The following is a 23979-nucleotide window of genomic DNA, read 5'->3' as shown; positions in this document are numbered from 1 at the left end:
TCCATCAAGCGCTGGCAGCTCCTATTTTTGAATCACATGCCCCGCTTTCACTGCCCCCTGCCCCTGGCCCCCGGCGCCCGGCTCGCGCTGCCGCCCACGGCCGCGCGCCATGTGCAGGTGCTGCGCCTGCAGCCGGGCGACGCGATCACTGTGTTCAACGGCGAGGGCGGCGAATGGACCGCCACCGTCACGCGCATGGGCCGCTCCGACGTGGACGTGGAGATCGGCGCACACACCGCCGTCGAGCGCGAGGCCGCCCGCGCCGTGCACCTGGTGGTGGGCATGCCCGCCAACGAGCGCATGGACTGGCTGGTGGAAAAGGCCACCGAACTGGGCGCCGCCAGCATCCAGCCCATCGCCGCGGCGCGCAGCGTGCTCAAGCTGGCGGGCGAGCGCGCCGCCAAGCGCCAGCAGCACTGGCAGGCGATCGCCGTGGCCGCCTGCGAGCAGTGCGGCCGCAACCGCGTGCCGCAGGTCGCCGCCCCCCTGCCGCTGGCCGACTGGCTGCGCCGCCAGCCCGCCGCCGCACAGGCCGAGGGCGCGGCGCGCATGCTGCTGTCGCTGCGGGACGGCAGCCGCCCGCTGCGCGAGGCCGCCGCCCAGGCCGGTGCCGTCTGGGTGCTGCACGGCCCCGAGGGCGGCCTGACCGCGCAGGAGGAAGACGCCGCCCTGGCCCAGGGCTTTGCGCCGGCCAGCCTGGGGGCGCGCGTGCTGCGGGCCGAGACCGCCTCGGTCGCCGCGCTGGCCGTGCTGGGGCTGGTCTGATGCGCGCGCTGCTCCCCGACGACCTGGCGCCGCAGGGCGCCGACGAGGCGCTGGACGGCGGCGTGGGCGCGATCGCGGACTTCTTCCGCGACGCCGATGCCGCGCAGGACGCGCCGCTGCTGTGGCGCCTGTCGCGCCAGCAGCCGCTCACCCAGGCGCTCAGCGGCCTGTTCCACGGCCCGGCGGCGCTGGTGCAGCTGCGCGTGTGGGTGTTTCTGCAGCTGGCCGCCCAGGGCGACGCGCAGCTGCCGCGCGAGCGCATCGACGAGCTCTTCCACGCCCTGCGCCCCGAGGCGCTGGAGACCGTGCTCAAGCGCTTTCGCGACGTGGGCCTGCTGGTCTGGGACGAGAGCCTGCGCAGCTACAGCCTGCCGCCGCTGGCCCAGCACATGGCCGGCCTGCTGGCGCCGCTGACCAGCGAGCTGCCCGAGGACGACGGCGACGGCGGCGAGCTGGCCGCCCTGCTCGGCCAGGTGGTGGGCGCCAACCAGCTCGGCAGCGTGGACGCGGGCCAGGTGCAGATGCTGCACGCGCAGCTGGCGCGCCTGCACGGCGAGTTTTCCGACGCCATCGCCAGCGGCTCGGAGTTCCGCCTGCGCGAGGCGCGCAAGCGCTACGACCGCGCGGCCCAGCTCATCGACCGGGCCTCGGACGCCATCACCGCCATCATCGGCAACAGCCACGGCCACATCCTGCTGGAGCGCGCCGCGCGCGGCCTGGGCCAGGCCCAGTCGCGCCTGCTGGCCATGGCCAGCCAGTTCAACCGAGCGCTGCAGCAGGTGGACCGCCAGCGCGTGACGCTGGGCACCACCGGCATCACCAGCACCGACGTGAAGCGCTGGCTGCAGTCCGCGCCGCTGCTGCACCGGCTGCTGGACGGCGCCGTGGCCCACCCCACGGCCTTTGCCACGCTGGCGCCGCACGAGCTGCTGGACGTGGTGGAGGCCGAGTTCGAGCGCGACCGCCCCCAGCCCGAGCAGGCCGAGGCGCTGCCCGCGGCCCAGAGCGCGCCGGTCGGCACGCTCACCGCCGTGGCCCTGCCGCGCGAGCTGGGCGACCTGAACCGCCTGTTGGCGGACTGGGCCGGCGCGGGCGACCCCGGCGCCCGCACCGTGGCCGAGGCCCTGCTGGGCCCGCGCCCCGGCGCCACGCGCTACGCCCAGCTGGCCTACAAGGCCCAGCTCATGCCCCTGCTGGGCGACCCGCAGGCCGCCGTGCTGCCGGGCCTGACGGGCGAGCTGGCGCGCCAGCCCTGGCGCATCGCCTGGCAGCCCGAGGCCGAGGCGCTGGACCACCACCAGGTGGAGCTGCTCAGCCACGGCCGCCTGGTGCCCGCCGAACAAGACAGCCCCCAGGGCCCCAAGGATTGAAGATACATGGATGACGCCGCCCTGCTGATCGCCGAACTGCTCACGCGCCGCTGGCTGCCGCGCAACCACCCGCGCGTGAAGCGCGCGCTGGTCGATGCCGAACTCTTTGCCCAGGTGGAGCAGCGCCTGGCCCAGTCCGGCCTGCGCTGGATGGACAGCATCTACGCCGACCATGTCAGCGTGGCCCTGCTGCCCGCCGCGCAAAACGGCGTGATGGGCGAGTCCGGCAGCAATGCCAACAACAACCTGGAGCTGCCGCGCGACGCGCAGGCCCTGCTGATCGTGCTGTGGGCGCTCATCGTTTTACCGAAGCGCGAGCGCCAGACCAGCCGCGTGGAGGAGGCCGACGCGGGGCAGAACGACTTCTTTCCCGGCGCCAAGCCCCTGCCCCGGGCCAGCCTGGTCAGCCCCGTGCTGTCATACAAGACGCTGCTGGAGGACTACGGCCCGCAGCTGGGCAAGAAGCTGCGGCTGGACGCCAACCTGAAGCTGCTGGAGCGCCACGGCTTCATCCTGCGCCGCCAGGACGAGATCGCCGAGGGCCCGCTGCTGGACGTGCTGCTGGACTACGACGTGCTGGCCCCGCGCATCCTCGACGGCGCGCTGGCCGACGTGCTGGTGCGCGAGCGCGCGGCCCCGCAGGAATATGAGTCAAATCAGCCTCCAGCGCCCGCCACACAAGCGCAAACAGCTATGAATACGGAAGCACCCCTGGTGCAAGAGGACTGACGCCTTGTTCCACCTGCAGACCCTCGAACTCGTCCACTGGGACTACTGCCAGCGTGTCTCGCTGCCGCTGGACGGATCCATCATCACCATCGCCGGGCCCAACGGCTCGGGCAAGACCACGCTGCTGGACGCCATGCGCACCCTGCTGGGCCTGCGCTGCTCGGCCCCGCGCGACTACCGCACCTACGCGCGCCACGCCGGCGCGCAGACCGCCTGGCTGCGCGCCGTGGTGGACAACCGGCCGCAGGGCCGGCAAAGCTCCAGCCGGCCGTTCGCGCGCCGCCTGCTGTACAGCGACCAGGTCACGCTGGTCTGCCGCATCGACAAGAACGGCGGCGACTGGCAGCGCCGCTACTGTCTGCTGGAGGGCGACATGTCCATCGAGCAGCTGCAGGGCGCGCCCGAGAAGGACCTGGGCTTCATGGGCGTGGAGGCCTGGGGCCGCGTGCTGTCGGCCGCCGGCCTGTCGCCCGCGATCGCGCGCGTGCTCTCGCTGGAGCAGGGCCAGACCGACCGGCTGTGCGAGTTCAGCCCGCGCGAGCTGCTGCGCCTGGTGTTCGACGTGTTCGGCGACCAGCAGGTGCTGGACGCCTACGACCAGGCGCGCGAGCACCAGCAGCAGCTGGCCCGCGAGATGCAGCAGGCCGAGCGCGAGCTGGACCACAGCCGCGCCCAGCTGGCCGAGCTGCACAACCGCGTGACCAGCTACAAGACCTGGCAGCTGCGCCTGGCCGAGCGCGAGCGCCTGGCCACCGAGGTGCTGCCCGTGCTGTCCTGGTGGGGCGAGCGCGAGCAGCTGGCCAAGCAGTCGCGCGAGCTGCGCCGCCACAAGACCCAGCACCGCTCCGCCCTGGCCGAACAGGCCGTGCAGAACAAGCGCCTGCTGCACCTGCTGCATGAGAGCGCGCAGTCCCAGCAGCGGGCCGAGCAGCTGCGCGTGGAGCGCGACGAGGCCCGCACCCGGCTCGACGAGGCCACGCGCCACGAGGCGCCGCTGGAAAAGGTGGCCCAGCGCGAGCAGGAGCTGCTGGCCCTGGTGGACAAGGGCAGCAACGCCGAGGAGCTGCAGGCCCATCTGTCGGCGCTGCAGGCCCAGGAATCGGCCCTGCAGGACGAGCGCGGCCAGCTTGCCCAGCGCCGCAAGCTGGCCGCCGCCCAGCTCGCCGCGCTGGAGGGCCAGAACCTGCCGCCGCTGCCGCCCGAGGTGCTGCGCTTTCGCAAACAGCTGGCCAACGCCGGCATCGGCCACCGCTTCGTGGCCGAGGTCGTGGAGGTGGGGGACGAGCGCTGGCGCGCCGCCATCGAGGGCGTGCTGCGCGGCCACCGCTGGGTGGTGCTGCTGGACAAGGAGAAAGACCTCGCCGAGGCCTGGGAGCTGGGCGAGCGCGAGCGCTACCGCCACTACATCGTCGAGCCGGGTTCGGCGGCCCTCAAGGGCGAGCCGGGCACGCTGCTGGAGCATGTGCAGTTCACCGCCCCCGTGCCGCGCTGGCTGGTGCAGCAGCTGCAAGGCCTGCGCTGCGTGGCCGACCCGCGCGAGGGCAAGAAGCTGGGCGGCACCTGGATCACGCCCCAGGCCTACATGCACGACGGGCGCGGCGCCCGCTCCATGTGGGTGGAGGCCCACGACCACCAGTTCGGCGCCAGCGCCGTGCAGGCCCGCCGCAGCGCCGCCGAACGCGAGCTGGCGCGCATCGACGGCCTGCTGGCACCGGTGCTGGACTCTCTCATGGCCCTCAAGCGCCAGATCACCGACACGCGCCGCGCCCTCGAGGGCCACAGCGCCGCCGAGGAGCTGGCCCGCCGCAGCGACGAGTTCGCCCAGGCGCGCGAAGCCCTGCCCGCCGCCAAGCAGGCCCGCGTGGCCGCCGCCCAGCTGTGGCAGCGCCTGGAGCAGGAGGCCACCCGCGCCCACGACCGCCACCGCGCCTTTTCCGAGGAACACAAGCGGCTGGAGGCCCAGCTGCAGCGCGCCCGCGGCGACAGCGAACGCGCCGCGCAGGAGTGGAGCGCGCGCCGCCGCCAGCAGCTCGGGGCGGTGGCGCGCAGCCAGTCGCAGCGCGGGCAGTTCCCCGCGCGCTGGATCGCACCCGCCGCCGTGGCCGCGCTGGTGGATGAATACATGAACGACACCCAGGCCCGGCTGCGCCTGCACGCCGTGGAGCAGGACCTGGAGCACGGCACCTGGGAGCAGGACGCCACGGTGGAGGAGCGCCACCGCCGCATGGACGTGACCGTGCGCGAACAGGCCATGAGCCTGGACGACCACCAGGTCAAGAACGTCCAGGCCGCCACGGCCGTGCTGAACGCGCGCGAGAGCTACATCGAGGTGCTGCGCAGCACCGTGCGCCGCTACCGCAAGAACATCCAGGAGCTGGGGGCGCTGGCCGGCGTGGAGGTGGCGGCCGACCTGCCGCTGCTGGAAAACGACGACACCGTGCTCGCCCAGGCCGGCCTGAAGGTGCACTTCGCCTTCGACGGCAAGGGCAGCATCGGCATGAACGACGGCGAGGCCTCGGGCGGGCAACAGGTGATCAAGTCGCTGATCCTGCTGGTGGGCCTGCTCAAGGACGAGGAAAGCGGCTCGGGCGGCTTCGTGTTCATCGACGAGCCCTTTGCCCACCTGGACGTGCGCAACATCCAGCTGGTGGGCCATTTCCTGCGCAGCACGCGCGCGCAGTACGTGCTCACCACGCCGATCACGCACAACCTGGAGGTGTTCGAGCCCGCCGAGATCACGCTGGTCACCAGCAAGAAGCCGGCGGGCAGCCGCTGGGCGCCGCCCATCGCGGTGGCCAAGCGGCGCGGCGTGCCGGAGCTGAAGCCGATCACGACCTGAGCGCCCTGTTCAGCGGGCCCGCACGCATACCATTGCCGCCATGACCACCCAATACGAAGCCCTGCGCAGCGCCGCCCTGTACCCCGCCGCCTTTCGCGTGCCTGCGCCGCAGCCGCTGGGCGAGCCGCAGATGACGCCGCGCAAGCCCGGCTTCTTCATCGCCCGCAGCCTGGCCGAAACGCCGGCTGCGCCAGAAGCCCCCGCGGACCCGCCACCCGTGCCCGACGCCGAGTCCGCCCCTCCCGCTCCGGTGCGCCTGCTGGTGCCCGCGCAATGGGGGCTGGTGCCGCACTGGGCCAAGTCGGCGGCCAACGGACAGCTGCGGGCCACCAAGCTGGTCAACGCCAAGTCCGACCTGGTGTCCACCAGCACCGCGTTCCGCGATGCCTGGCTGGCCAATCAGCGCTGCATCGTGCCGATGATGGCCTTCATTGCCGAAGACTGGCGCAGCGGCAAGGCCCGGCCCACCCGGATCGCGCGGGTGGACGGCCAGCCCATGGGCGTGGCCGGGCTGTGGGCGCGCTGGCGCGATACCGACGGCACGGAGCTGCTGAGCTATGCGCTCATCACCGTCAACGCCAATGCGCATGCGCTGATGAACCGCTACCAGGCCCCCGGCAGCGAAAAGAGCATGCCGGCCATCCTGAACGAGGGCGCCTACGACGCCTGGCTGGATGCCAAGGCGGCCAAGGCCAAGGAGTTCCTGCGCGCCTATCCGGCGCAAAAGCTGCTGGCCAACCCGGTGGAGAAGAAGGGCAGCAGGAGCCCAAGCCCGCCGGAGCCTTGAGGGCCAGGAGCCCCCCGTTCCGCCCCTCCGGCCGCCGCTTACGCGCCGGCCCGCACTCCCAGCCACTGCTCCAGCTCGGCCCACACGGGCCCGGCCTCGGCCTCGTTGAAGATCTCGTGGTACAGGCCGTCAAAGCCCCGGGCCCGCACCACCGCCGCCGGCGCCGCCGCGGCAAAGGCGCGGCTGCCCGCGGGGTCGACGATGCGGTCGCCCTCGCCCCACAACAGCAGGGTGGGCACCGTCCATTGCGCCGCGCGTGCCAGCGTGGCGGGGCCCGCGTCGGCGATGAAGCGCGCCAGCCGCGCGCTGATGCGGTCGTGGCAACGCCGGTCGGCCCGGTAGGCGGCGACCACGGCCGCGTCATGCGATAGGTGCTCGGGGTTCAGCCCGTTGCCCACGCGCAGGTGGGGCACCAGCCTGGGCAGCGTGGCCAGCAGCAGTTTTTGCACCGGGTTCATGCAGGTGGCCAGCGCGGGCGAGGACAGCACCAGCGCCTCCACCGGCCGCACGCCGCGCGCCACGAAGTGGGCCGCCACCAGGCCGCCCATGCTGTGGCCCAGCAGCACCAGCGGCTCGCCCGGCCGCATGCGCGCGCGCGTGGCGTCCACCAGATCGGCCAGGTCGACGAGCAGGCGCAGGTCGCTGGTCAGCCCGCCGCGCGGCCCGGCGGAATCGCCATGGCCATAGTGGTCGTAGCCGCGCACGGCGAAGCCCCAGCCGTTCAGGCGCCGCGCCAGCGCCTCGTAGCGGCCCGCATGTTCGCCCAGGCCGTGCACCAGCAGCACGGTGCCGCGCCGCGCGCCCGGCGGCAGCGGCCAGTCCTGCACGGCGAGGTTCTCGCCGTCGCTGGCGGTGAAGGGGCTCAGCGTGGATTCGGGCAGGTCCAGCATGGCGCGGCGGCGTTCAGGCGGCGGGCAGGCTGGCGATCACCTGGGCCACGGCCGCGGTGAGCTTCTTGGCATAGGGCACGTGCAGGAATTCGTTGGGCCCGTGGGCGTTGCTCTTGGGGCCGAGCACGCCGCAGACCATCATCTGCGCCTTGGGAAAGCCCTGGCTCAGCATGTTCATGAGCGGAATGGTGCCGCCCTGGCCGATGTAGCCGCAGGGCGAACCGAAATGTGCCTGGCTGGCGGCGTTCAGGGCGGTCTCGAACCAGGGGTCGATGGCCGGCGCGTTCCAGCCGCTGGCCACGCCGTCGGGCGCGAAGGTGACCTTGGCCTGGTAGGGCGCACCGTCCTCCAGCAGGGCCTTCATCTCCTGCACGCAGGCGGCGGCGTCCACCAGCGGTGGCAGGCGCAGGCTGAGCTTGAAGGCGGTGTAGGGGCGCAGCACGTTGCCCGCGTCCTTCAGCGCCGGGAAGCCCTCGGCGCCGGTGACGCTGAGCGTGGGCTCCCAGGTGCGGCGCACCAGCGCCTGCACCGGGTCGGTGGTGGTGGGCAGGGCGAACACGGTGCTGCCACCGCAGTCGTAGTGCGCCCAGGGAAAGCGCCGGTAGACCTCTTCACCCAGGATGGCGGCCGTGGCGCGCGCCTGGGCCAGGCGGTCGGCGGGCACCTCGCAGTGGAAGCTGGCGGGCAGCAGGCGGCCGGTGGCCGAGTCCTCCAGCCGGTCGAGCACCTGGCGCATGATGCGAAACGACGAGGGCACCAGGCCCGAGGAATCGCCCGAGTGCACGCCCTCGGTCAGGATCTCCACCTTGAGCGTGCCGCTGGCCATGCCGCGCAGGCTGGTGGTGAGCCACAGCTGGTCGTAGTTGCCAGCGCCCGAATCCAGACAGATCACCAGAGCCACGTCGCCCAGGCGACCGCGCAGCGCGTCGATGTAGGGCAGCAGATCGGCGGAGCCGCTTTCCTCGCAGGTTTCGATCAGGCCCACGATGCGCGGGTGCGGCACCTTCTGGCGCTGGAGTTCCTGCACGGCGGCGATGCTGGCGTACACCGCGTAGCCGTCGTCGGCGCCGCCGCGGCCGTAGAGCTTGCCGTCCTCGTACTTCGGCGTCCAGGGGCCGAGGTCGCTGCGCCAGCCCTCGAACTCGGGCTGCTTGTCCAGGTGGCCGTACATCAGCACCGTCTGTGCCGACTGCGCCTGCGTGGCCGCCACCTCGAAGAACAGCACCGGCGTTCGGCCGGGCAGGCGCACGATCTCCAGCCGCAGGCCCGCGACCTTCTGCGCCTCGACCCACTGCGCGGCATTGCGCAGCACGGTCTCCAGGTGGCCCTGCTGCTGCCAGTCGGGCGCGAAGCCCGGCGACTTGGCGGGAATGCGGATGTATTCGGTGAGCTGCTGCAGGATGTCTTCATCCCACGCACGGCCCACGCGCTCCAGTGCGAGCGCGGAGTCGAGAGCGGTGGCGGGCAGGCGGGCGGTCATGGCAGATCCTTTGGCGGGGGCGCAAAAGGGCACAGGATACGCCAGCCCTCATGGCGTCTGCGCCGACCAGGTCTCCGGGTTGTCCCGCAGCAGCGCGGCGCATTCGACGCGGTCGCGCCCCGCCGCCTTGGCGGCGTAAAGCGCCTGGTCGGCCGTGTGGATCAGCATGTCCCAGCCGTCGGCGGGCTCCAGCCGGCCGCCGCAGACGCCGATGCTGACCGTCACCGTGATGGCCCGGCCCTCGTACATGCAAGGCGTCTGCGCCACGGCCTGGCGCATCGACTCGGCCAGCTCCAGGGCGCCGCCCAGCAGGGTGTCCGGCAGCAGCGCCAGGAATTCCTCGCCGCCATAGCGGCCCACCATGTCCTGCGCGCGCAGGCGCGCACGCAGCAGGCCCGCCACGTGGCACAGCACCTGGTCGCCGGCCAGATGGCCGTGGCCGTCATTGACGGCCTTGAAATGGTCGATGTCCAGCATCATCAGCGCATAGGACTCGCGCGTGCGCACGGTGCGCGCCACGTCGCGGTCCAGCGCAGCGATGAGCGAGCGGCGATTGGCCAGGCCGGTGAGCGCATCGTGCGCCGCGACATGGCGGTTGTCCGCGTCGGCGCGGTCCTTGGTCATGAGAATGAAGCCCAGCGACGCCAGGACCACCACCACGAACGCGGCCATGAAGGTGACGGACTGCCCGGCGCTGGCCTGCAGCAGCCCCTGCGCCGGGATGCCGTGCACGGCCACCAGCCCCCCGCGCACCGTCAGCAGCAGCACCTGTGCCACCAGTCCCACCGTGAGCAGGGCCGCGCCGCGCAGCGGCGCGGGCGGGTGCGGCCGCCACAAGGACCACAGCGCCATGCCCAGCTGCAACGGCAGCACCACCCCGGCCGCGATGACGCGCGCGCGGTAGTCGTCGATGAAGACGGCGAACAGCAGCGCCGTGGCGAGCACCGGCAGCGCCATGCGGCGCCATGGCAGCGCCCGCCCCTGAAACTGGTGAACAGCCGCCAGAATGAGTGCGAAGGCCCCCGCCAGCAGCGTGTTGGCCAGCACCACGCTGGCCCAGTCGGACACCTGGCCGCGCAGTCCGTACAGCAGGTAGGTGACGGCATGCAGCACCAGCCCCAGCGCCCACAGGCCTATGCCCTCGCGGCGCTCGGGCCGCACGGCGGCGAACGCCCCCGCCATGGTGACGGATGCCGCCGCTGTCATCAGCAGCATGGTGGGTACGTCAAGGAGCGGCATAGGGTGCAGGAATGCGTGGGGACTGCCTACGGGCCCCGTGCCCGTGGCGGCCAGCATAACCGCGCCGCGCCGCCGCGCGGCACGCGCCGCTCAGGCAGGCTCCAGCGCCACCGGCTCGGCACGCGGGCTCCTTGCGACGACCGCGGGCTCCTGGGGCGCGACGGCCATCAGGGGCACGGCCATTGCCGGGCCCAGCTTGAACACCTGCACCTCGCCGGCCAGGCGCGAGGCCTGCTCGCGCAGGCTGTGCGCGGCGGCGGCCGACTGCTCCACCAGCGCGGCGTTTTGCTGCGTCATCTGGTCAAGCTGACCCACGGCCTGGTTGACCTGGCCAATGCCGCCGGCCTGTTCGTCGGCAGCGGCCGTGATCTCGCCAATGATGTCGCCCACGCGCTGCACGCTGCCCACGATCTCGCCCATGGTGCTGCCCGCGTCCTGCACCAGGCGCGCACCGGACTCCACCTTTTCCACCGAGGCGTGAATGAGCTGCTTGATCTCGCGCGCGGCCTCGGCCGAGCGGCCCGCCAGGCTGCGCACCTCGCCCGCCACCACGGCGAAGCCCCGGCCCTGCTCGCCGGCGCGCGCGGCCTCGACGGCGGCGTTCAGCGCCAGGATGTTGGTCTGGAAGGCGATGCCGTCAATGACGCCGATGATGTCGGCGATCTTGCGCGAGCTCTGGTTGATGTCGCCCATGGTGCTCACCACCTGGCCCACCACCTGGCCGCCGCGCGCGGCCACCTCGGCGGCGGTGCTGGCCAGCTGGTTGGCCTGGCGCGCGGCATCGGCCGACTGGCGCACGGTGGAGGTGAGCTGGTCCATGCTCTGCGCCGTCTGCGCCAGGCTGCTGGCCGTGGCCTCGGTGCGGGCCGACAGGTCCTGGTTGCCGCTGGCGATCTCGACGCTGGCGGTGGTGATGTTGTCCACCGCCGTGCGCACCTGCTGCAGCATCTGGGTGTAGCGCTGGCGCATGCCCTCCACCTCCTGCACCAGCGCGCCGATCTCGTCGCGCCGCGTGGTGCGGAAGGCCTCGGTCAAATCGCCCTGCGCCACCAGCGTGATGGCCTGGGTCAGGTCCTGCAGCGGGCGGCTCACGCCGCGGCGCAGCATGATGAACAGGCCGATGGCCAGCAGCACCACGGCCACGGCCATCAGGCCCCACACCGCCAGCGTGACGCGGCGCTGGCTGGCCATGGCCTCGCCGTCGGGCACCTCGGCCACCACCCACCAGCCGCCGCTGGTCTTGCGCACCAGCGCCCAGGGGTCGGCGGCGCCCGCGCCCAGCACGGGTGCGGCCTGGCGCACGAAACCGTCCGGAGCAGCGGCCAGCGCCTCAAAGAAGGGACGCGCCTGCGGGTAGGCCTCCAGCACGCGCTTGCCGCGCGCCGTGGGGTGGTACACGAACGTGGCCTGGTCCAGCGAGGCGCCGGGGTTGATCACGTAGGTGCCGCCATGCGCGAAGAAGCGGGTCTGCTCCACCTGCTTTTGCAGCATGGCGTGGAACACGCTGATGTCGTTGCCGATGAACAGCAGCGCAATCACTTTGCCCGACGCATCCTTGGTGGGCAGGTAATGCCCCATGTAGGGCTTGCCGCCGACCAGGGTGACGCCGGTGTAGGGTTCGCCCTTGCGCACCGCCGCGTAGGCCGGGTCGTCCTGGGCCAGGGGCGTGCCCTGCTGGCGCACGCCCTGCGCGTCCTTGACCGAGGTGGTGATGCGCACGAAGGTATCGCCCTTGCGCGCGAACACGGTGGCGATGCCGCCGGTCTCGTTGGCGAATCGGTCCACCGAACCATAGTCCTCGTTGACCAGCGCGCCATAGCTGCGCAGCTCGCCCGAGGCCTCGTCGAGCTGCATGGTGGCCTCGAAATAGCGCTGAAAGCCCCGCATGGTGAGCTGTACCAGCTCGCGGTTGGTGTTGTCGGCCGCGTCCAGCGACTGGGCCACGCTCTGCGCGGTGTTGCCCACGCTGTCCACAACCTGGGCGCGGGTGTTGCGCTCGGTCAGCACCGCGATGGCCAGTCCCACCGCCACCAGGACCAGGGCCACCAGCGCAATCGCGGCCAGTGTGACCCGGCGGGCCACAGAACGGTTGGTTGGCGGGGCGGCGGCGGGGCTGGTGGCCATGGGACAGGTCTCCTTGAATGCGTGCGCCCGGCGGCAGCGGCCCGCTGCACCGGTGGTATGCCCTCACTCTACGGCCATAGACTTGTTACATTTATTCACGCATTCCCTTACGCAATCCCGCGTAATGCGCTGCGTACCTGCCGGCCATGGGTGTCCCCGGCGGGACCATAATCGGCATAAAAAAGGCACTTTGCGCTTATCCAGCAAGCGCAATAAGCTATAAATTAAATAGCAATCATCTGCCGCACCAGAAAGCAACCAGGCCCCTGCGGCGCCGCTCAAGAACATCGCCCATGCGCATTGGAGAACTCGCCCGCCGCACCGGCGCCACGCCCAAGGCCATACGCCTGTACGAGGCACGCGGCCTGCTGGGCACCGTGGCGCGCGCGGGCACCTACCGCAGCTACCGCGAGGCCGACGTGGTGCGCGTGCAGCTCATCCGCCTGGCGCTGGGCCTGGGCTTCCGGCTGGCGGAGCTGGGCGCCCTGCCCCACCTGGAGAGCCCCGAGGGCTGGCAGCGTGTGGCCGCCCTGGTGGCCCAGCGTCGCACCGCCGTGGCGCGGGAGCGGGCCCGCCTGGCCGCACTGGACCAGCAGCTGGCGACGCTGGAGGCCGAGCTGTACCGATGCGACACCCTGGCCGCACCGGCCATGGCGGCCCAGGCCTGCGCCGCACCGCTGGCAACCCGCAGCCTCCTTGACCGAACCGCTTGACTCTGCCCCCTGGGGCAAGGTCACGATGGCGCCATCGACACTCTTGGAGGGAGGAATTCCGTGGCGCAACGCATTCTGGTCATCCTGGGCCACCCCGCCGGCGACAGCCTGTGCGCGGGACTGGCCCGCGCCTACGCCGAGGGCGCCCGGCAGGCCGGCGCCGAGGTGCGGCTGCTGGACATCGGCCGGCTGGCCTTCAACCCCTTGCAGCAGGGCTACCGCGGCACGCAGCCGCTGGAGCCCGATCTGCTGGCGGCGCAGGAGCACATCACCTGGGCCCGGCATCTGGTGTGGGTGTATCCGATCTGGTGGGGCGCAATGCCCGCCCTGCTCAAGGGCTTCATCGACCGGGTGTTCCTGCCCGGCTACGCCTTCAAGTACCGCCCGGGCACCTCGCTGTGGGACCGGCTGCTGGCCGGGCGCTCGGCCGAGCTGCTGGTGACCATGGATTCGCCGCCCTGGTACTTCCGCTGGATCACGCACATGCCGGGCCACCACCAGATGAAGAAGGCCATCCTGGAGTTCTGCGGCATCCGGCCGGTGAAGGTGCGCAGCTACGGCCCCGTGCGTTCGGCCCGCCCCGAACAATGCGCGCAGTGGGTGGCGCAGGCCCGCGCGCTGGGCCTGCGCCAGGGCGCGCGCCCCGCGGCGCCTACGGCTGGCGCGCTGTCGCCGGGCCCTGCGCCTTGAAGGCCTGTACGGCCGCGCGCCCCACGGCGGGGTCGTCGGTGAAGAAGCCATCCACGCCCGCACGCAGATAGGCAGCGATCTCCGCCGCGCTGTCGCCGCGCACGGTGCCGTCGCCGTTGGGCGCCTTCTTCAGGCCCGGGGGCAGAAAGGCGTTCTCGGGCCGCAGCGTCCAGATGTGCACGGCCAGGCCGGCGGCGCGTGCGCGCTCCACCAGGCCCGTGGGTTCGCCGGGCAGGCCACCCTTCACGGGCACCACCAGGGTCTTGAACGGGCCGATGGCGTTGGCATAGCCCGCCACCTGCTGCAGGCCTTCGGGTGTGAGCAGGTCGGCATAGCCGCGCGTGTTGGCCGCGCCCTGCGCCACGAAGTCGTAGGGCCGTCCCGAGGCCGCCACCAGTTGCACCAGGCGCACGCTGCTCAGCCTGCGGATGGCCTGCAGGTTGGCCACCTCGAAGGACTGCACGAACACGGGCGCATCCTGGTGGTTCCAGCCGTTTGTCTCCAGCACGGCCAGCAGCGGCGCCTCCAGCGGCAGGCCGATGGACTGGAAATAGCTGGGGTGCTTGGTCTCGGGATAGATGCCGATGGTGCGCCCGGCCTTGGCGCCGGCCGCCTTGGCCAAGTCGATCACCTCCTGCAGCGTGGGCACCTCGAACTGGCCGTTGTAGGCCACGTTGGCCGGGCGCTGGGCCGGAATGCGCTCGCGGGCGCGCAGCGTTTTCAGCTCGGCCAGCGTGAAGTCCTCGGTGAACCAGCCGGTCACCGGCTTGCCGTCGATGGTCTTGGTGGTCTTGCGGTCGGCGAACTCCGGGCGGTCGGCCACATCCGTCGTGGCCTCCTTGAGCGCGCCGTCCGCGCCCACGATGGCGATGGCGTTCTCGTGGCGGGCCACCAGCACGCCGTCCTTGGTAATCACCAGGTCAGGCTCGATGAAGTCGGCGCCGTCGTCGATGGCCTTCTGGTACGCGGCCAGCGTGTGTTCGGGCCGCAGGGCCGAGGCGCCCCGGTGGGCGATGACGGTAGGCGTGGGCGGCCAAGCCTGCGCGGCCACGCCCCCCGAAAAGGCGGCGAGCAGCGCGGCCGCTGCGGTCATGCGGGAAAGTCGGTTCATGCAGTCTCCTTGTCGAGCACCGGACACTACCGCATCCCGCTGACACCGCCATGGCGGGCGACGGGAACGGGCTTACGCCGTCTCGAAGTGGAACACCGCGGTGCCCGCCCGCGCGTTGGGTAGCCAGCGCACCTCGCGCCCGTCCTGCAGGCCGAAGGCATCCAGGATGCGCAGGTGGTTCTTGGTGGCCAGCACCTCGAAGTCCTTGTAGGTGCCGACGCGGATGTTGGGCGTGTCGTACCACTGGTAGGGCAGGCGGCGCGTGACGGGCATGCGCCCGCGCAGGATGGACAGGCGGTTGGGCCAGTGCGCGAAGTTGGGGAAGGCCACCACGCCGGTGCGGCCCACGCGGGCCGTCTCGCGCAGCATCACCTCGGCATTGCGCAGATGCTGCAGCGTGTCGATCTGCAGCACCACGTCGAACGAGTTGTCGTCGAACATGGCCAGGCCCTCGTCGAGGTTGAGCTGGATCACATCCACGCCGCGCTGCACGCAGGCCAGCACGTTGTCGTCGGCGATCTCCACGCCGTAGCCGCTGCAGCCCCGGTGGCGCTGCAGGTAGTCCAGCATGGCGCCGTCGCCGCAGCCCAGGTCGAGCACGCGCGAGCCCGGCGGCACCAGGCGCGCCAGCGCCTGCATGACGGTGTGTTCGGTCATGGCTGCAGCTCCTTTGCAATGCTATTGAAATAAGAGCACATCACGCTCATGTAGCGGGCGTCATCGAGCAAAAAGGCATCATGCCCATGGGGGGCGTCGATCTCCGCGTAGCTCACGCGGCGGCGGTTGTCGAGCAGGGCCTTGACGATCTCGCGGCTGCGCTGGGGCGAAAACCGCCAGTCGGTGGTGAAGCTCACCAGCAGGAAACGCGCGCGGGCCCGCTCCAGCGCGCGCGCGAGGTTGCCGGCATGGGCGCGGGCAGGGTCGAAATAGTCCAGCGCCCGGGTGATCAGCAGATAGGTGTTGGCGTCGAAATAGTCGCTGAACTTGTCGCCCTGGTAGCGCAGGTAGCTCTCGATCTGGAACTCGATGTCCTGGGTGCTGTACTTCAGGTCGATGCCTTCGCGCAACTGCCGGCCAAACTTCTCGTTCATCACGTCGTCGCTCAGATACGTGATGTGGCCGATCATGCGGGCGATGCGCAGGCCGCGCTTGGGGATCGCGCCATGGCGGTAGAAATGCCCGCCGTGGAAGTCCGGGTCGGTCACGATGGCGCGGCGCGCCACCTCGTTGAAGGCGATGTTCTCGGCCGTGAGGTTGGGCGCACTGGCCACCACCACGGCGTGGCGCATGCGGTCGGGGTATTGCAGCGTCCAGCTCAAGGCCTGCATGCCGCCCAGGCTGCCGCCCAGCACGGCCGCCAGTTGCTGGATGCCCAGGCGGTCGAGCAGGCGGGCCTGGGCATTCACCCAGTCCTCCACCGTGACCACGGGGAAATCCGCGCCATAGACCTCGCCCGTGTCCGGGTTGGTGTGCATGGGACCGGTGGAGCCGAAGCATGAGCCCAGGTTGTTGACGCCGATGACGAAGAAGCGGTCGGTGTCCACGCTCTTGCCGGGGCCGATCATGTTGTCCCACCAGCCCTCGCTCCTGTCCTGCCCCGCATAGACGCCCGCCACATGGTGCGAGGCGTTGAGCGCGTGGCACACGAGCACGGCGTTGGAGCGGTCGGCATTGAGCGTGCCGTAGGTCTCGTAGGCCAGCGTGTAGTCGCGGATCGAGGCGCCCGACTGCAGCGGCAGGGCCTCGGGGAAATGCATGGATTGCGGTGTGGCGATGAACGGCATGAAAAAACCCGGCTTCGCCAAAAACGAGGCCGGGTCAGATGCATGCCTGGCGCATGCGTGCCGATCGGTCACGTCTTTAGCTGGATTTGTAAAGCGCCCGCAAGCGGTGCAAATCGGCGCATCTGCGGGCCATTATGCCAAAGGCGTCGCCTCCGGGGCAAACAGCGCCAGCAGCCCCAGCACCAGGAAAATCAGCGCCGAAACCAGGTGCACCACACGGATCGGCACCTTCTTGACCAGGCGATCGCCCAACCACACCACAGGTGCGTTGGCCAGCATCATGCCCAGCGTGGTGCCCGCCACCACCCAGAAGTAGGCGCTGTACTGCGCGGCCAGCATCACGGTGGCGATCTGCGTCTTGTCGCCCATCTCGGCCAGGAAGAAGGCCACCACCGTGGTGCCGAACACACCAAATCGCGGGGCCGTGGCCTCGCCGTCGTCGTCCAGCTTGTCGGGGATCAGCATCCACACGGCCATGGCGATGAAGGACAGCCCCAGCACCCAGCGCAGCGCCTGCGGTCCCAGCAAAGTGGTCACCCACGAACCGACGGCCCCCGCAAGCGCATGGTTGGCCAGCGTCGCGACAAGAATGCCCAGTACGATGGGCCAGGGTTTGCGGAAGCGGGCGGCGAGCACCAGGGACAGCAACTGGGTCTTGTCGCCCATTTCGGCGAGGGCAACGATGGCGGTGGAGATCAGAAAGGCTTCCATGGCGGGAACAATCGCAACGAATTTCCGGCCGGAAGTACATCGGACAGCATTGACCACGCTCCGACTCCGGCCTGATGGATCGGTGCGCGGTCAATGGTCTCGCCCAGTCCGCCATTGCGGCGAACCTCATGCACCATGGGCGCAGCGGCCCAAGTCTGTTGATGCATGCCTCCTCTCGCGCCTCATCGGCGCGGGGCAGGCTACTCCCCATAGACAGCGGGTATTGTATCCGGAGGCCAAGACCGCCCTTTGGCAGCCCCTGCGGTCAGAAAACCCCGTGATTACCCTGGAAAGTGTTGCAGACACGCACTGACGGCCCATGTTGGAGCGCGGGGATGCTTGATAATGGGTACGCCTTTCTGCCTTGCAGAAATGCAGGCTGCGGTGTTTGGTCGGTTTCGCGTCTTTGAAGTCGTCACAGGTTTGTTGATTGCGTCAGGCTCCATCGCATTTCATGTTTTTTCTAGGAGTCCGATCATGGGCAACAAACTCTACGTGGGCAATCTGCCCTATTCCTTCCGCGACCAAGATCTGGAGCAGACCTTCAGCCAGTTCGGCTCCGTGCAGAGCGCCAAGGTCATGATGGAGCGCGACACCGGCCGCTCCAAGGGCTTTGGCTTTGTCGAAATGGGCAGCGATGCCGAAGCCCAGGCCGCCATCCAGGGCGTGCATGGCCAGAACTTCGGTGGCCGTGACCTGGTGGTCAACGAAGCCCGTCCGATGGAACCCCGCCCCCCGCGCAGCGGTGGCGGCTTTGGTGGCGGCGGCTACGGCGGCGGTGGCCGCAGCGGTGGCGGCGGCTACGGCGGTGGCCGTTCCAGCTACTGATTCCGGTCAGGTGAAAAAAGGGGCTGTTTCAGCCCCTTTTTTTTGCAGCAAATCGGCCACATGGCCGGGGGAAACCTCTTGCGTTCCCCCGCAGCTTCTGGCACATAATATTCCAGCGGAGTGATAGCCTCCGCCGAGGTTGCGGTGATCCGTCAGTTTTCGCGCATAGGGCGTCTTTGTGATTCACTGGCTGCGGGTTCGGGACTCCGTCGCTAAATCCAATTGTTTTTGAGGAGTCCCTTAATGGGCAACAAACTGTACGTCGGCAACCTGCCGTACTCGGTGCGCGACCAAGATCTCGAACAGGCTTTCGGCCAGTTTGGTGTGGTGACCAGCGCCAAGGTCATGATGGAGCGCGACACCGGCCGCTCCAAGGGCTTTGGCTTTGTCGAGATGGGCAGCGATGCCGAAGCGCAAGAAGCCATCAACGGCATGAACGGCCAGCCCCTGGGCGGTCGCAGCATTGTCGTGAACGAGGCACGCCCCATGGAGCCCCGTCCCCCGCGCAGCGGCGGCGGCTTTGGCGGTAGCGGCGGCGGCTACGGTGGCCGCAGTGGTGGTGGTGGCGGCGGCGGTGGTGGCTACGGCGGCGGTGGCCGTGGCGAAGGCGGCTTCCGCAGCCCCTATGGCTCCGGCCCACGCGGTGGTGGCGGCGGCGGTGGTGGCCGCGGCGGCTACGGTGGTGGTGGCGGCGGCTACGGCGGCGGTCACAACAGCGGCTACTGATCCCCGGGCGGCTCTACGGCCGCCTTGCCAAAGGCCCCACGGGCCAAGGCTCGAAAAGGCTCCCTCGGGAGCCTTTTTCTTTGCTCAACGGCTCAGGACGCGCGGCCTTGTCCCTGCCGGTGCTTGCGCGGGCGCCCCTCCAGCAGGCGATCAAACCATGCGTTGGGCAGCAGCCGCAGCAGTTTGGCCACCACCCCCATCTGCCAGGGGATCACGCGGTAGCTCGCCCCGGCTTCGATGACCTTGAACGCCCGCTCGGCAAACACCTCGGGGCGCAGCAGGAACGGCATGGCGTAGCGGTTCTCGCGCGTCAGCGGCGTGTCCACATACCCGGGGCAGATCGTCACCACGCGCACGCCGCTGGCGCGCAGCTCGCCGCGCAGGCTTTCGCAGTAGCTGATGACCGCCGCCTTGCTGGCGCAGTAGGCGCCATGGCCCGGCAGACCGCGGATGCCCGCGACGCTGCCTATGCCCACCAGCCGCCCGCTGCCACGCCGCGCCATGGCGGCGACGAAGGGGTGGAAGGTGGCCGCCATGCCCAGGTTGTTGGTGGCAAAGACGCGCGCCATGGCGTCGATGTCGGCGCGCTCGGCGGTGTCCACACCGATGCTGATGCCCGCGTTGGCGATGACCACATCGGGCAGGCCCTGGCGCTCCAGGCAGACCTGCCCCGCGGCGATGATGCTGTCGGGCTGGCTCACATCCGCACTATATATTTCATAGCTATTGACGCCTACCCTGTGGGCGTCAAGCCATGATTTGACTGCAGATTCCCGCCGCGCCACGAGCGCCAACCGCCAGCCGGCGCGGTGGTAGCGCTCGGCCAGCGCCTGGCCGATGCCGCTGGAGGCGCCGGTGATGAAGACCAGGGGGCGGGTGTCCATGGGCTGCGTGGGCATGGCCGCGGGCGCTAGCGCCGGCTGGCCGGCGCCGGCATCAGCGTGCCGCGCACGCGGCCGTGCAGGTTCATGATCTGGTCCAGGTTGTCGTAGTCCATGCCGTCGGCGGTGAAGGTGTCCGCGCCGCGCTTGAGCGTGACCGGCTGGTCCGAACGCACGCGCTCTTCATTCACCCAGGCGTGGAGGAACTCGCCGTGAAATTCCAGCCGCGGCAGCGGCTGGCGTCCGGCGCGCACCACGGGCTCGCGCACGACGACGGCGTTGCCGAAAAGCTGCACCTGCGAGCCATCGCCGTTGCTCACCGCCCGGTTGGCGCTGGCCGTGGTGACGCGCCCCTCGGCGTTCACGGAGCGCATGCGCGCCTGATCGATCTCCAGCGTGTCGGTGTCGGCATAGTGTCGCGCCATCGTGCCCCGCACCTCGCTTTGCAGGCGCCCCGTGGCATCGAAGTTCTTCACGGAGAAGTCGCGCATGTAGTAGTCGGGCTCATGGCTCACCGGGCGCTCCTGTGCGGGCAGTTGCGGCTTGGGCGCATTGCGCACCAGCCACCAGGTGCCCAGCGCCAGCAGCCCCATGAGCAGCACGGGCAGGTAGATGGAGAGGCGCTCCCACGCCTGACGCAGGCGCAGGCTCATTGGGCGTGGGCGGCCAGCAGGCTGGCATAGCGGCCGCTGGCGACGAGCAACAGGTCGCAGAATTCGCGCGCCGCGCCCGCGCCGCCCTGCGCCGCGGTGACATGGTGCGCCACGGCGCGGGCCTCGGCATGGGCCTGTGCCGGCGCGCAGGCCAAGGCCGCGCGCCGCATCACCGGCAGATCGGGCCAGTCGTCGCCCATGGCGGCGGCCTGCGTCCAGCCAAGGCCCAGCTCGCCCAGGATGGCCTCGGCCGCGGGACGCTTGTCCTCGGTGCCGAAACGCACATGCGCCACGCCCAGGGCCTTCAGGCGCAGACGCAGCGCGGGCGAGTCGCGCCCGGTGATGACGGCGGGCGTGATGCCGGCCTGCTGCAGCAGCTTGATGCCGTGGCCGTCGAGCGTGTGAAAGCGCTTGAGCGTCTCCCCCGACTCGGAGAAGTACAGGCCGCCATCGGTGAGTACGCCGTCCACGTCGAAGAAGGCCACGCGCACCTCCTGCGCGCGCAGCAGCAGCGCGGGGTCGAATTGCAGAGCGGGGCGCAGCGGCGCCAAGGCGGTGGATGCGTCCATCAGATCACCTTGGCACGCATCAGGTCGCCGATGTGCACGACGCCCACCAGAATGCCCGCGGCATCCGTGACCAGCACGCTGGTGATGGAATGCTGCTCCATGGCCTGGGCGGCATCGGCCGCCAGGGCGTCGGCGGAGATCGTGCGCGGCCGGGCATGCATGACGTCCTGGGCCCGCAATTCGCGCAGGTCCACGCCGGCCTCGATGCGGCGGCGCAGGTCGCCGTCGGTGAAGATGCCGACCGGGCGGCCGGCCTCGTCCACCACGGCGGAGGCGCCCACGCCCTTGGCGCTCATTTCACGCATCAGCGCGCTGAAACTGGCCTGCGGCGGCACGCGCGGCACCTCGTCGCCCGAGCGCATGACGTCCCGCACATGGGTGAGCAGCCTGCGGCCCAGGGAGCCCCCGGGGTGCGAGCGGGCGAAATCCTCGGGACGGAAGCCGCGCGCATCCAGCAGGGCCACGGCCAGCGCATCGCCCATGGCCAGCTGTACCGTGGTGCTGGTGGTCGGCGCCAGATTGAGCGGGCAGGCCTCGCGCTCGACGCTGCAGTCCAGCACCAGATCGGCATGGCGCGCCAGCGTGGACTGCAGGCCGCCGGTCATGGCAATGAGCGGCACGCCCTGGCGCTTGAGCATGGCCAGCAGCACGGTGATCTCGCTGCTCTCGCCGCTGTTGGAGATGGCCAGCACCAGATCGCCACCGGTCACCATCCCCAGGTCGCCATGGCTGGCTTCGGCCGGATGCACGAAGAAGGACGGCGTGCCGGTGGACGCCAGCGTGGCGGCGATCTTGCGCCCCACATGGCCGCTTTTGCCCATGCCCATGACGACCACGCGGCCCGATGTGGACAGCAGGCATTGCACGGCCTGCACGAAGGTGGCGCCCAGGCGCGCACCCATGCCCTGCAGGGCCGCCGCCTCGATGCCAAAGGTCTCCCGCCCCAGGCGCAGGGCCTGATCGGCATCGAAGGAGGATGAAGCGGCTGCGACTGTAGACATGGACGGATTCTATCGGCCGGCCCGCCGGCGGCTCGGCTAGGATGGAGCATGTCCTCACTGGCCCTCACACTGCTGTATCTGCTGGCCGCGGTGCTGGGGGTGGTGGCCTGCCGCAGCCTGCGGCTGCCGCCCATGATGGGCTATCTGGCGGCGGGCATCCTCATCGGCCCCCACGCCCTGGCGCTGGCGCAGAACTCCGAAGGGGTGCGCCACCTGGGCGAGTTCGGCGTCGTCTTCCTCATGTTCACCATCGGGCTGGAGTTCAACCTGCCCAAGCTGCGCGCCATGCGCCGCCATGTGTTCGGGCTGGGGCTGCTGCAGGTGCTGGCGTCCATGGGCGCCTTCACCGCCGGCCTGCTGCTGCTGTCACGGCTGATGGGCGGCGTGTGGGACATGCCCTGGCAGACGGCGCTGGCGCTGGGCGGCACGCTGACCATGAGCAGCACGGCCATCGTCGTCAAGCTGATGGCCGAACGCGGCGAGCTGGAAAGCGAGCATGGGCGGCGCGTGCTGGGCATCCTGCTGTTCCAGGACCTGGCCGTGGTGCCGCTGCTGGTGCTGATTCCCGCCCTGGGCTCGTCGCCGGACCGCCTGCTGCTGGCCCTGGGCCTGGCGCTGCTGAAGGCCTCGCTGCTGGTGGGCTTGCTGCTGGCGGGCGGGCAGCGCGTGATGCGCTGGTGGCTCACGCTGGTGGCGCGGCGCAAGAGCGACGAGCTGTTCATGCTCAACCTGCTGCTGGTCACGCTGGGGCTGGCCTGGCTCACCGAACTGGCCGGGCTGTCGCTGGCGCTGGGCGCCTTCATCGCCGGCGTGCTGGTGTCCGAGACCGAGTACCGCCACCAGGTGGGAACCGACATCCGCCCCTTCCACGACGTGCTGCTGGGCCTGTTCTTCATCACCGTGGGCATGATGCTGGACTGGCATATCCTGCTGGAGCGCTGGGCCCTGGTGCTGGTGCTGCTGATGGTGCCCCTGCTCCTCAAGACCCTTCTCATCGTGGCGCTGGCGCGTTGGCTGGGAGCGACGACCGGCGTATCGCTGCGCACGGCGCTCTACGTGGCGCAGGCGGGCGAGTTCGGCTTCGTGCTGCTGTCGCTGATGCAGACGCACGGCCTGCTGCAGCCGTCGCTCATGAACCCGGTGCTGGCGGCCATGGTGCTGTCGATGCTGGCCACGCCGTTCCTGATCCAGTACAGCAACCGCATCGTCATGAAGCTCGTGGCCAGCGACTGGCTGCAGCAGTCCCTGCAGGTGACCAGCATCGCCCGCCAGTCCATCAACACCAGCGGGCATGTACTGATCTGCGGCTATGGCCGCTGCGGCCAGAACCTGGCCCGCATGCTGGAACGCGAGGGCATCCCCTACATGGCGCTGGACCTGGACCCCGACCGGGTGCGCCAGGCTGCCGCCGCGGGCGACTCGGTGGTCTTTGGCGACGCCACGCGGCTGCAGGCGCTGAAGGCCGCCGGCCTGGCGCGCGCCGCGGCCGTGGTGGTCACCCATCTCGACGCACCAGCCGCCTTCAAGGTGCTGGCGCATGCACGCGCGCATGCCCCCCATGTTCCCGTGGTGGTGCGCACCCAGGACGACACCCACCTCGACCAACTGCAGGCCGCCGGCGCCACCGAGGTGGTGCCCGAGGCCATCGAGGGCTCGCTGATGCTGGCCAGCCACGCCCTGGCCCTGGTGGGCGTGCCCATGCGCCGCGTGCTGCGGCTGGTGCAGGACCAGCGCGAGGCGCGCTACGGCCTGCTGCGCGGCTACTTCCACGGCACCGACGACGACACGGTTTCCGAACGCGACCAGGAGCGCCTGACCTCAATCACCCTGCCCTCCGGCGCCGCCGCCGTGGGCCAGGGCCCGGCGCAGCTGCCCCTGGACGCCATCGGCGCGCGCCTGGTCAGCGTGCGCCGCACGAACGGCCACACCTCCACCGCCGACGACAGGGCCCCGCTGGCCGCGGGCGACACCCTCGTACTGTCCGGCCACCCCACGGCACTGGGCCTGGCCGAGGAGAAACTGCTGCGCGGCTAGCCGCTGGCCAGGGTGCGGCACCGGCTGATTACACTGAGCGCCCCAGCACCGGCAG

22 protein-coding genes and 1 riboswitch are annotated in these 23979 nt (G+C 70.6%); of the genes, 10 read left to right on the top strand and 12 right to left on the bottom strand.

Annotated elements, in window-relative coordinates:
- Positions 1 to 36 precede the first annotated feature (36 nt).
- Genes BP68_RS03475 through BP68_RS03455 form a run of 5 tightly spaced genes read left to right on the top strand, consistent with a single transcriptional unit; the run spans position 37 to position 6490 of the window.
- The gene (locus tag BP68_RS03475) at positions 37 to 765 is read left to right on the top strand and encodes a 16S rRNA (uracil(1498)-N(3))-methyltransferase (protein WP_496369163.1); all 729 of its coding nucleotides are present in this window, start codon (positions 37 to 39) and stop codon (positions 763 to 765) included.
- Positions 765 to 2135 carry a hypothetical protein gene (locus BP68_RS03470; RefSeq protein WP_496369161.1) on the top strand — a complete coding sequence of 457 codons (1371 nt, stop codon included), beginning with the start codon at positions 765 to 767 and terminating at the stop codon, positions 2133 to 2135. The genes BP68_RS03475 and BP68_RS03470 overlap by 1 nt, the downstream gene beginning before the upstream one ends.
- A 6-nt stretch (positions 2136 to 2141) precedes the next feature.
- The gene (locus BP68_RS03465) at positions 2142 to 2864 is read left to right on the top strand and encodes a hypothetical protein (protein ID WP_496369159.1); all 723 of its coding nucleotides are present in this window, start codon (positions 2142 to 2144) and stop codon (positions 2862 to 2864) included.
- Positions 2865 to 2868: 4 nt separating this feature from the next.
- Positions 2869 to 5703, top strand: a complete 2835-nt coding sequence (locus BP68_RS03460; protein WP_496369157.1) for an ATP-binding protein — start codon at positions 2869 to 2871, stop codon at positions 5701 to 5703.
- A gap of 40 nt (positions 5704 to 5743) precedes the next feature.
- Positions 5744 to 6490, top strand: coding sequence for an SOS response-associated peptidase (locus BP68_RS03455; protein WP_496369155.1), 747 nt, complete (start codon positions 5744 to 5746; stop codon positions 6488 to 6490).
- 38 nt (positions 6491 to 6528) lie between these two features.
- On the opposite strand, the gene BP68_RS03450 is transcribed toward BP68_RS03455, so the two are convergent.
- From BP68_RS03450 to BP68_RS03435, 4 genes are all read right to left on the bottom strand, one after another.
- A complete protein-coding gene (locus tag BP68_RS03450; RefSeq protein WP_496369153.1) occupies positions 6529 to 7380 on the bottom strand; it encodes an alpha/beta hydrolase in 852 nt (283 codons plus the stop codon).
- A 13-nt stretch (positions 7381 to 7393) separates the two neighbouring features.
- Positions 7394 to 8860 carry a M20 family metallopeptidase gene (locus tag BP68_RS03445; RefSeq protein ID WP_496369151.1) on the bottom strand — a complete coding sequence of 489 codons (1467 nt, stop codon included), beginning with the start codon at positions 8858 to 8860 and terminating at the stop codon, positions 7394 to 7396.
- Between the two features lie 48 nt (positions 8861 to 8908).
- On the bottom strand, positions 8909 to 10099 hold the full coding sequence (locus BP68_RS03440) for a GGDEF domain-containing protein (protein ID WP_496369149.1): 1191 nt from the start codon (positions 10097 to 10099) through the stop codon (positions 8909 to 8911).
- Between the two features lie 90 nt (positions 10100 to 10189).
- Positions 10190 to 12223, bottom strand: a complete 2034-nt coding sequence (locus tag BP68_RS03435; RefSeq protein WP_496369147.1) for a methyl-accepting chemotaxis protein — start codon at positions 12221 to 12223, stop codon at positions 10190 to 10192.
- Between the two features lie 293 nt (positions 12224 to 12516).
- On the opposite strand from BP68_RS03435, the gene BP68_RS03430 reads away from it, so the two are divergent.
- Complete coding sequence (locus BP68_RS03430; protein ID WP_496369145.1) at positions 12517 to 12936, top strand: MerR family transcriptional regulator; 420 nt, start codon at positions 12517 to 12519, stop codon at positions 12934 to 12936.
- A 60-nt stretch (positions 12937 to 12996) separates the two neighbouring features.
- Positions 12997 to 13626 carry an NAD(P)H-dependent oxidoreductase gene (locus BP68_RS03425; RefSeq protein WP_496369143.1) on the top strand — a complete coding sequence of 210 codons (630 nt, stop codon included), beginning with the start codon at positions 12997 to 12999 and terminating at the stop codon, positions 13624 to 13626.
- Here the strand turns inward: BP68_RS03425 and BP68_RS03420 are convergent.
- The 4 genes from BP68_RS03420 to BP68_RS03405 form a co-directional block, all read right to left on the bottom strand.
- Positions 13589 to 14737 carry a glycerophosphodiester phosphodiesterase gene (locus tag BP68_RS03420; protein ID WP_496369141.1) on the bottom strand — a complete coding sequence of 383 codons (1149 nt, stop codon included), beginning with the start codon at positions 14735 to 14737 and terminating at the stop codon, positions 13589 to 13591. The two genes, BP68_RS03425 and BP68_RS03420, sit on opposite strands and share 38 nt — an antisense overlap.
- A 72-nt stretch (positions 14738 to 14809) precedes the next feature.
- Positions 14810 to 15394, bottom strand: a complete 585-nt coding sequence (gene metW / locus BP68_RS03415) for a methionine biosynthesis protein MetW (RefSeq protein WP_496369139.1) — start codon at positions 15392 to 15394, stop codon at positions 14810 to 14812.
- Positions 15391 to 16521 (bottom strand): homoserine O-succinyltransferase MetX, encoded by a 1131-nt coding sequence (gene metX / locus BP68_RS03410; RefSeq protein WP_496369137.1) that lies wholly within the window; start codon positions 16519 to 16521, stop codon positions 15391 to 15393. The genes metW and metX overlap by 4 nt, the downstream gene beginning before the upstream one ends.
- A gap of 132 nt (positions 16522 to 16653) precedes the next feature.
- Complete coding sequence (locus BP68_RS03405; protein ID WP_496369135.1) at positions 16654 to 17232, bottom strand: TMEM165/GDT1 family protein; 579 nt, start codon at positions 17230 to 17232, stop codon at positions 16654 to 16656.
- 105 nt (positions 17233 to 17337) lie between these two features.
- Positions 17338 to 17453: riboswitch (yybP-ykoY riboswitch) on the bottom strand.
- 256 nt (positions 17454 to 17709) lie between these two features.
- On the opposite strand from BP68_RS03405, the gene rbp (BP68_RS03400) reads away from it, so the two are divergent.
- Together rbp (BP68_RS03400) and rbp (BP68_RS03395) are read left to right on the top strand one after the other, a co-directional pair.
- Positions 17710 to 18060, top strand: coding sequence for an RNA-binding regulator (rbp, locus tag BP68_RS03400; protein WP_496369133.1), 351 nt, complete (start codon positions 17710 to 17712; stop codon positions 18058 to 18060).
- Between the two features lie 243 nt (positions 18061 to 18303).
- Complete coding sequence (gene rbp / locus BP68_RS03395) at positions 18304 to 18786, top strand: RNA-binding regulator (RefSeq protein WP_496369131.1); 483 nt, start codon at positions 18304 to 18306, stop codon at positions 18784 to 18786.
- A gap of 92 nt (positions 18787 to 18878) precedes the next feature.
- Here rbp (BP68_RS03395) and BP68_RS03390 read toward each other — a convergent pair whose 3' ends face one another.
- The 4 genes from BP68_RS03390 to BP68_RS03375 are packed head-to-tail and all read right to left on the bottom strand — an operon-like array spanning position 18879 to position 21890.
- Positions 18879 to 19670, bottom strand: a complete 792-nt coding sequence (locus tag BP68_RS03390; protein ID WP_496369129.1) for an SDR family oxidoreductase — start codon at positions 19668 to 19670, stop codon at positions 18879 to 18881.
- 26 nt (positions 19671 to 19696) lie between these two features.
- Positions 19697 to 20320 (bottom strand): LPS export ABC transporter periplasmic protein LptC, encoded by a 624-nt coding sequence (gene lptC / locus BP68_RS03385; RefSeq protein WP_496369127.1) that lies wholly within the window; start codon positions 20318 to 20320, stop codon positions 19697 to 19699.
- Entirely contained in the window at positions 20317 to 20889 is a 573-nt protein-coding gene (locus tag BP68_RS03380) for a KdsC family phosphatase (protein ID WP_496369125.1), read from the bottom strand. The genes lptC and BP68_RS03380 overlap by 4 nt, the downstream gene beginning before the upstream one ends.
- Positions 20889 to 21890: a KpsF/GutQ family sugar-phosphate isomerase gene (locus tag BP68_RS03375; RefSeq protein WP_496369123.1), complete on the bottom strand. Its 1002-nt coding sequence runs from the start codon at positions 21888 to 21890 to the stop codon at positions 20889 to 20891. Before BP68_RS03375 ends, BP68_RS03380 begins: the two co-directional genes overlap by 1 nt.
- A 48-nt stretch (positions 21891 to 21938) precedes the next feature.
- Between BP68_RS03375 and BP68_RS03370 the strand changes: the two genes are divergently transcribed.
- Positions 21939 to 23924 (top strand): monovalent cation:proton antiporter-2 (CPA2) family protein, encoded by a 1986-nt coding sequence (locus BP68_RS03370; protein ID WP_496369121.1) that lies wholly within the window; start codon positions 21939 to 21941, stop codon positions 23922 to 23924.
- The last annotated feature ends 55 nt before the right edge of the window (positions 23925 to 23979 follow it).

Source organism: Diaphorobacter oryzae DSM 22780 (assembly GCF_059568935.1).
This window is presented reverse-complemented; position numbering and strand designations above follow the sequence as displayed.

Excerpts from the sequence above, each read along its gene's own strand:
- BP68_RS03475 (WP_496369163.1), top strand. The coding sequence starts at position 37 with ATGCCCCGCTTTCACTGCCCCCTGCCCCTGGCCCCCGGCGCCCGGCTC.
- BP68_RS03470 (WP_496369161.1), top strand. The coding sequence starts at position 765 with ATGCGCGCGCTGCTCCCCGACGACCTGGCGCCGCAGGGCGCCGACGAG.
- BP68_RS03465 (WP_496369159.1), top strand. The coding sequence starts at position 2,142 with ATGGATGACGCCGCCCTGCTGATCGCCGAACTGCTCACGCGCCGCTGG.
- BP68_RS03455 (WP_496369155.1), top strand. The coding sequence starts at position 5,744 with ATGACCACCCAATACGAAGCCCTGCGCAGCGCCGCCCTGTACCCCGCC.
- BP68_RS03450 (WP_496369153.1), bottom strand. The coding sequence starts at position 7,380 with ATGCTGGACCTGCCCGAATCCACGCTGAGCCCCTTCACCGCCAGCGAC.
- BP68_RS03445 (WP_496369151.1), bottom strand. The coding sequence starts at position 8,860 with ATGACCGCCCGCCTGCCCGCCACCGCTCTCGACTCCGCGCTCGCACTG.
- BP68_RS03440 (WP_496369149.1), bottom strand. The coding sequence starts at position 10,099 with ATGCCGCTCCTTGACGTACCCACCATGCTGCTGATGACAGCGGCGGCA.
- BP68_RS03435 (WP_496369147.1), bottom strand. The coding sequence starts at position 12,223 with ATGGCCACCAGCCCCGCCGCCGCCCCGCCAACCAACCGTTCTGTGGCC.
- BP68_RS03430 (WP_496369145.1), top strand. The coding sequence starts at position 12,517 with ATGCGCATTGGAGAACTCGCCCGCCGCACCGGCGCCACGCCCAAGGCC.
- BP68_RS03420 (WP_496369141.1), bottom strand. The coding sequence starts at position 14,737 with ATGAACCGACTTTCCCGCATGACCGCAGCGGCCGCGCTGCTCGCCGCC.
- metW (WP_496369139.1), bottom strand. The coding sequence starts at position 15,394 with ATGACCGAACACACCGTCATGCAGGCGCTGGCGCGCCTGGTGCCGCCG.
- metX (WP_496369137.1), bottom strand. The coding sequence starts at position 16,521 with ATGCCGTTCATCGCCACACCGCAATCCATGCATTTCCCCGAGGCCCTG.
- BP68_RS03405 (WP_496369135.1), bottom strand. The coding sequence starts at position 17,232 with ATGGAAGCCTTTCTGATCTCCACCGCCATCGTTGCCCTCGCCGAAATG.
- rbp (WP_496369133.1), top strand. The coding sequence starts at position 17,710 with ATGGGCAACAAACTCTACGTGGGCAATCTGCCCTATTCCTTCCGCGAC.
- rbp (WP_496369131.1), top strand. The coding sequence starts at position 18,304 with ATGGGCAACAAACTGTACGTCGGCAACCTGCCGTACTCGGTGCGCGAC.
- BP68_RS03390 (WP_496369129.1), bottom strand. The coding sequence starts at position 19,670 with ATGGACACCCGCCCCCTGGTCTTCATCACCGGCGCCTCCAGCGGCATC.
- lptC (WP_496369127.1), bottom strand. The coding sequence starts at position 20,320 with ATGAGCCTGCGCCTGCGTCAGGCGTGGGAGCGCCTCTCCATCTACCTG.
- BP68_RS03380 (WP_496369125.1), bottom strand. The coding sequence starts at position 20,889 with ATGGACGCATCCACCGCCTTGGCGCCGCTGCGCCCCGCTCTGCAATTC.
- BP68_RS03375 (WP_496369123.1), bottom strand. The coding sequence starts at position 21,890 with ATGTCTACAGTCGCAGCCGCTTCATCCTCCTTCGATGCCGATCAGGCC.
- BP68_RS03370 (WP_496369121.1), top strand. The coding sequence starts at position 21,939 with ATGTCCTCACTGGCCCTCACACTGCTGTATCTGCTGGCCGCGGTGCTG.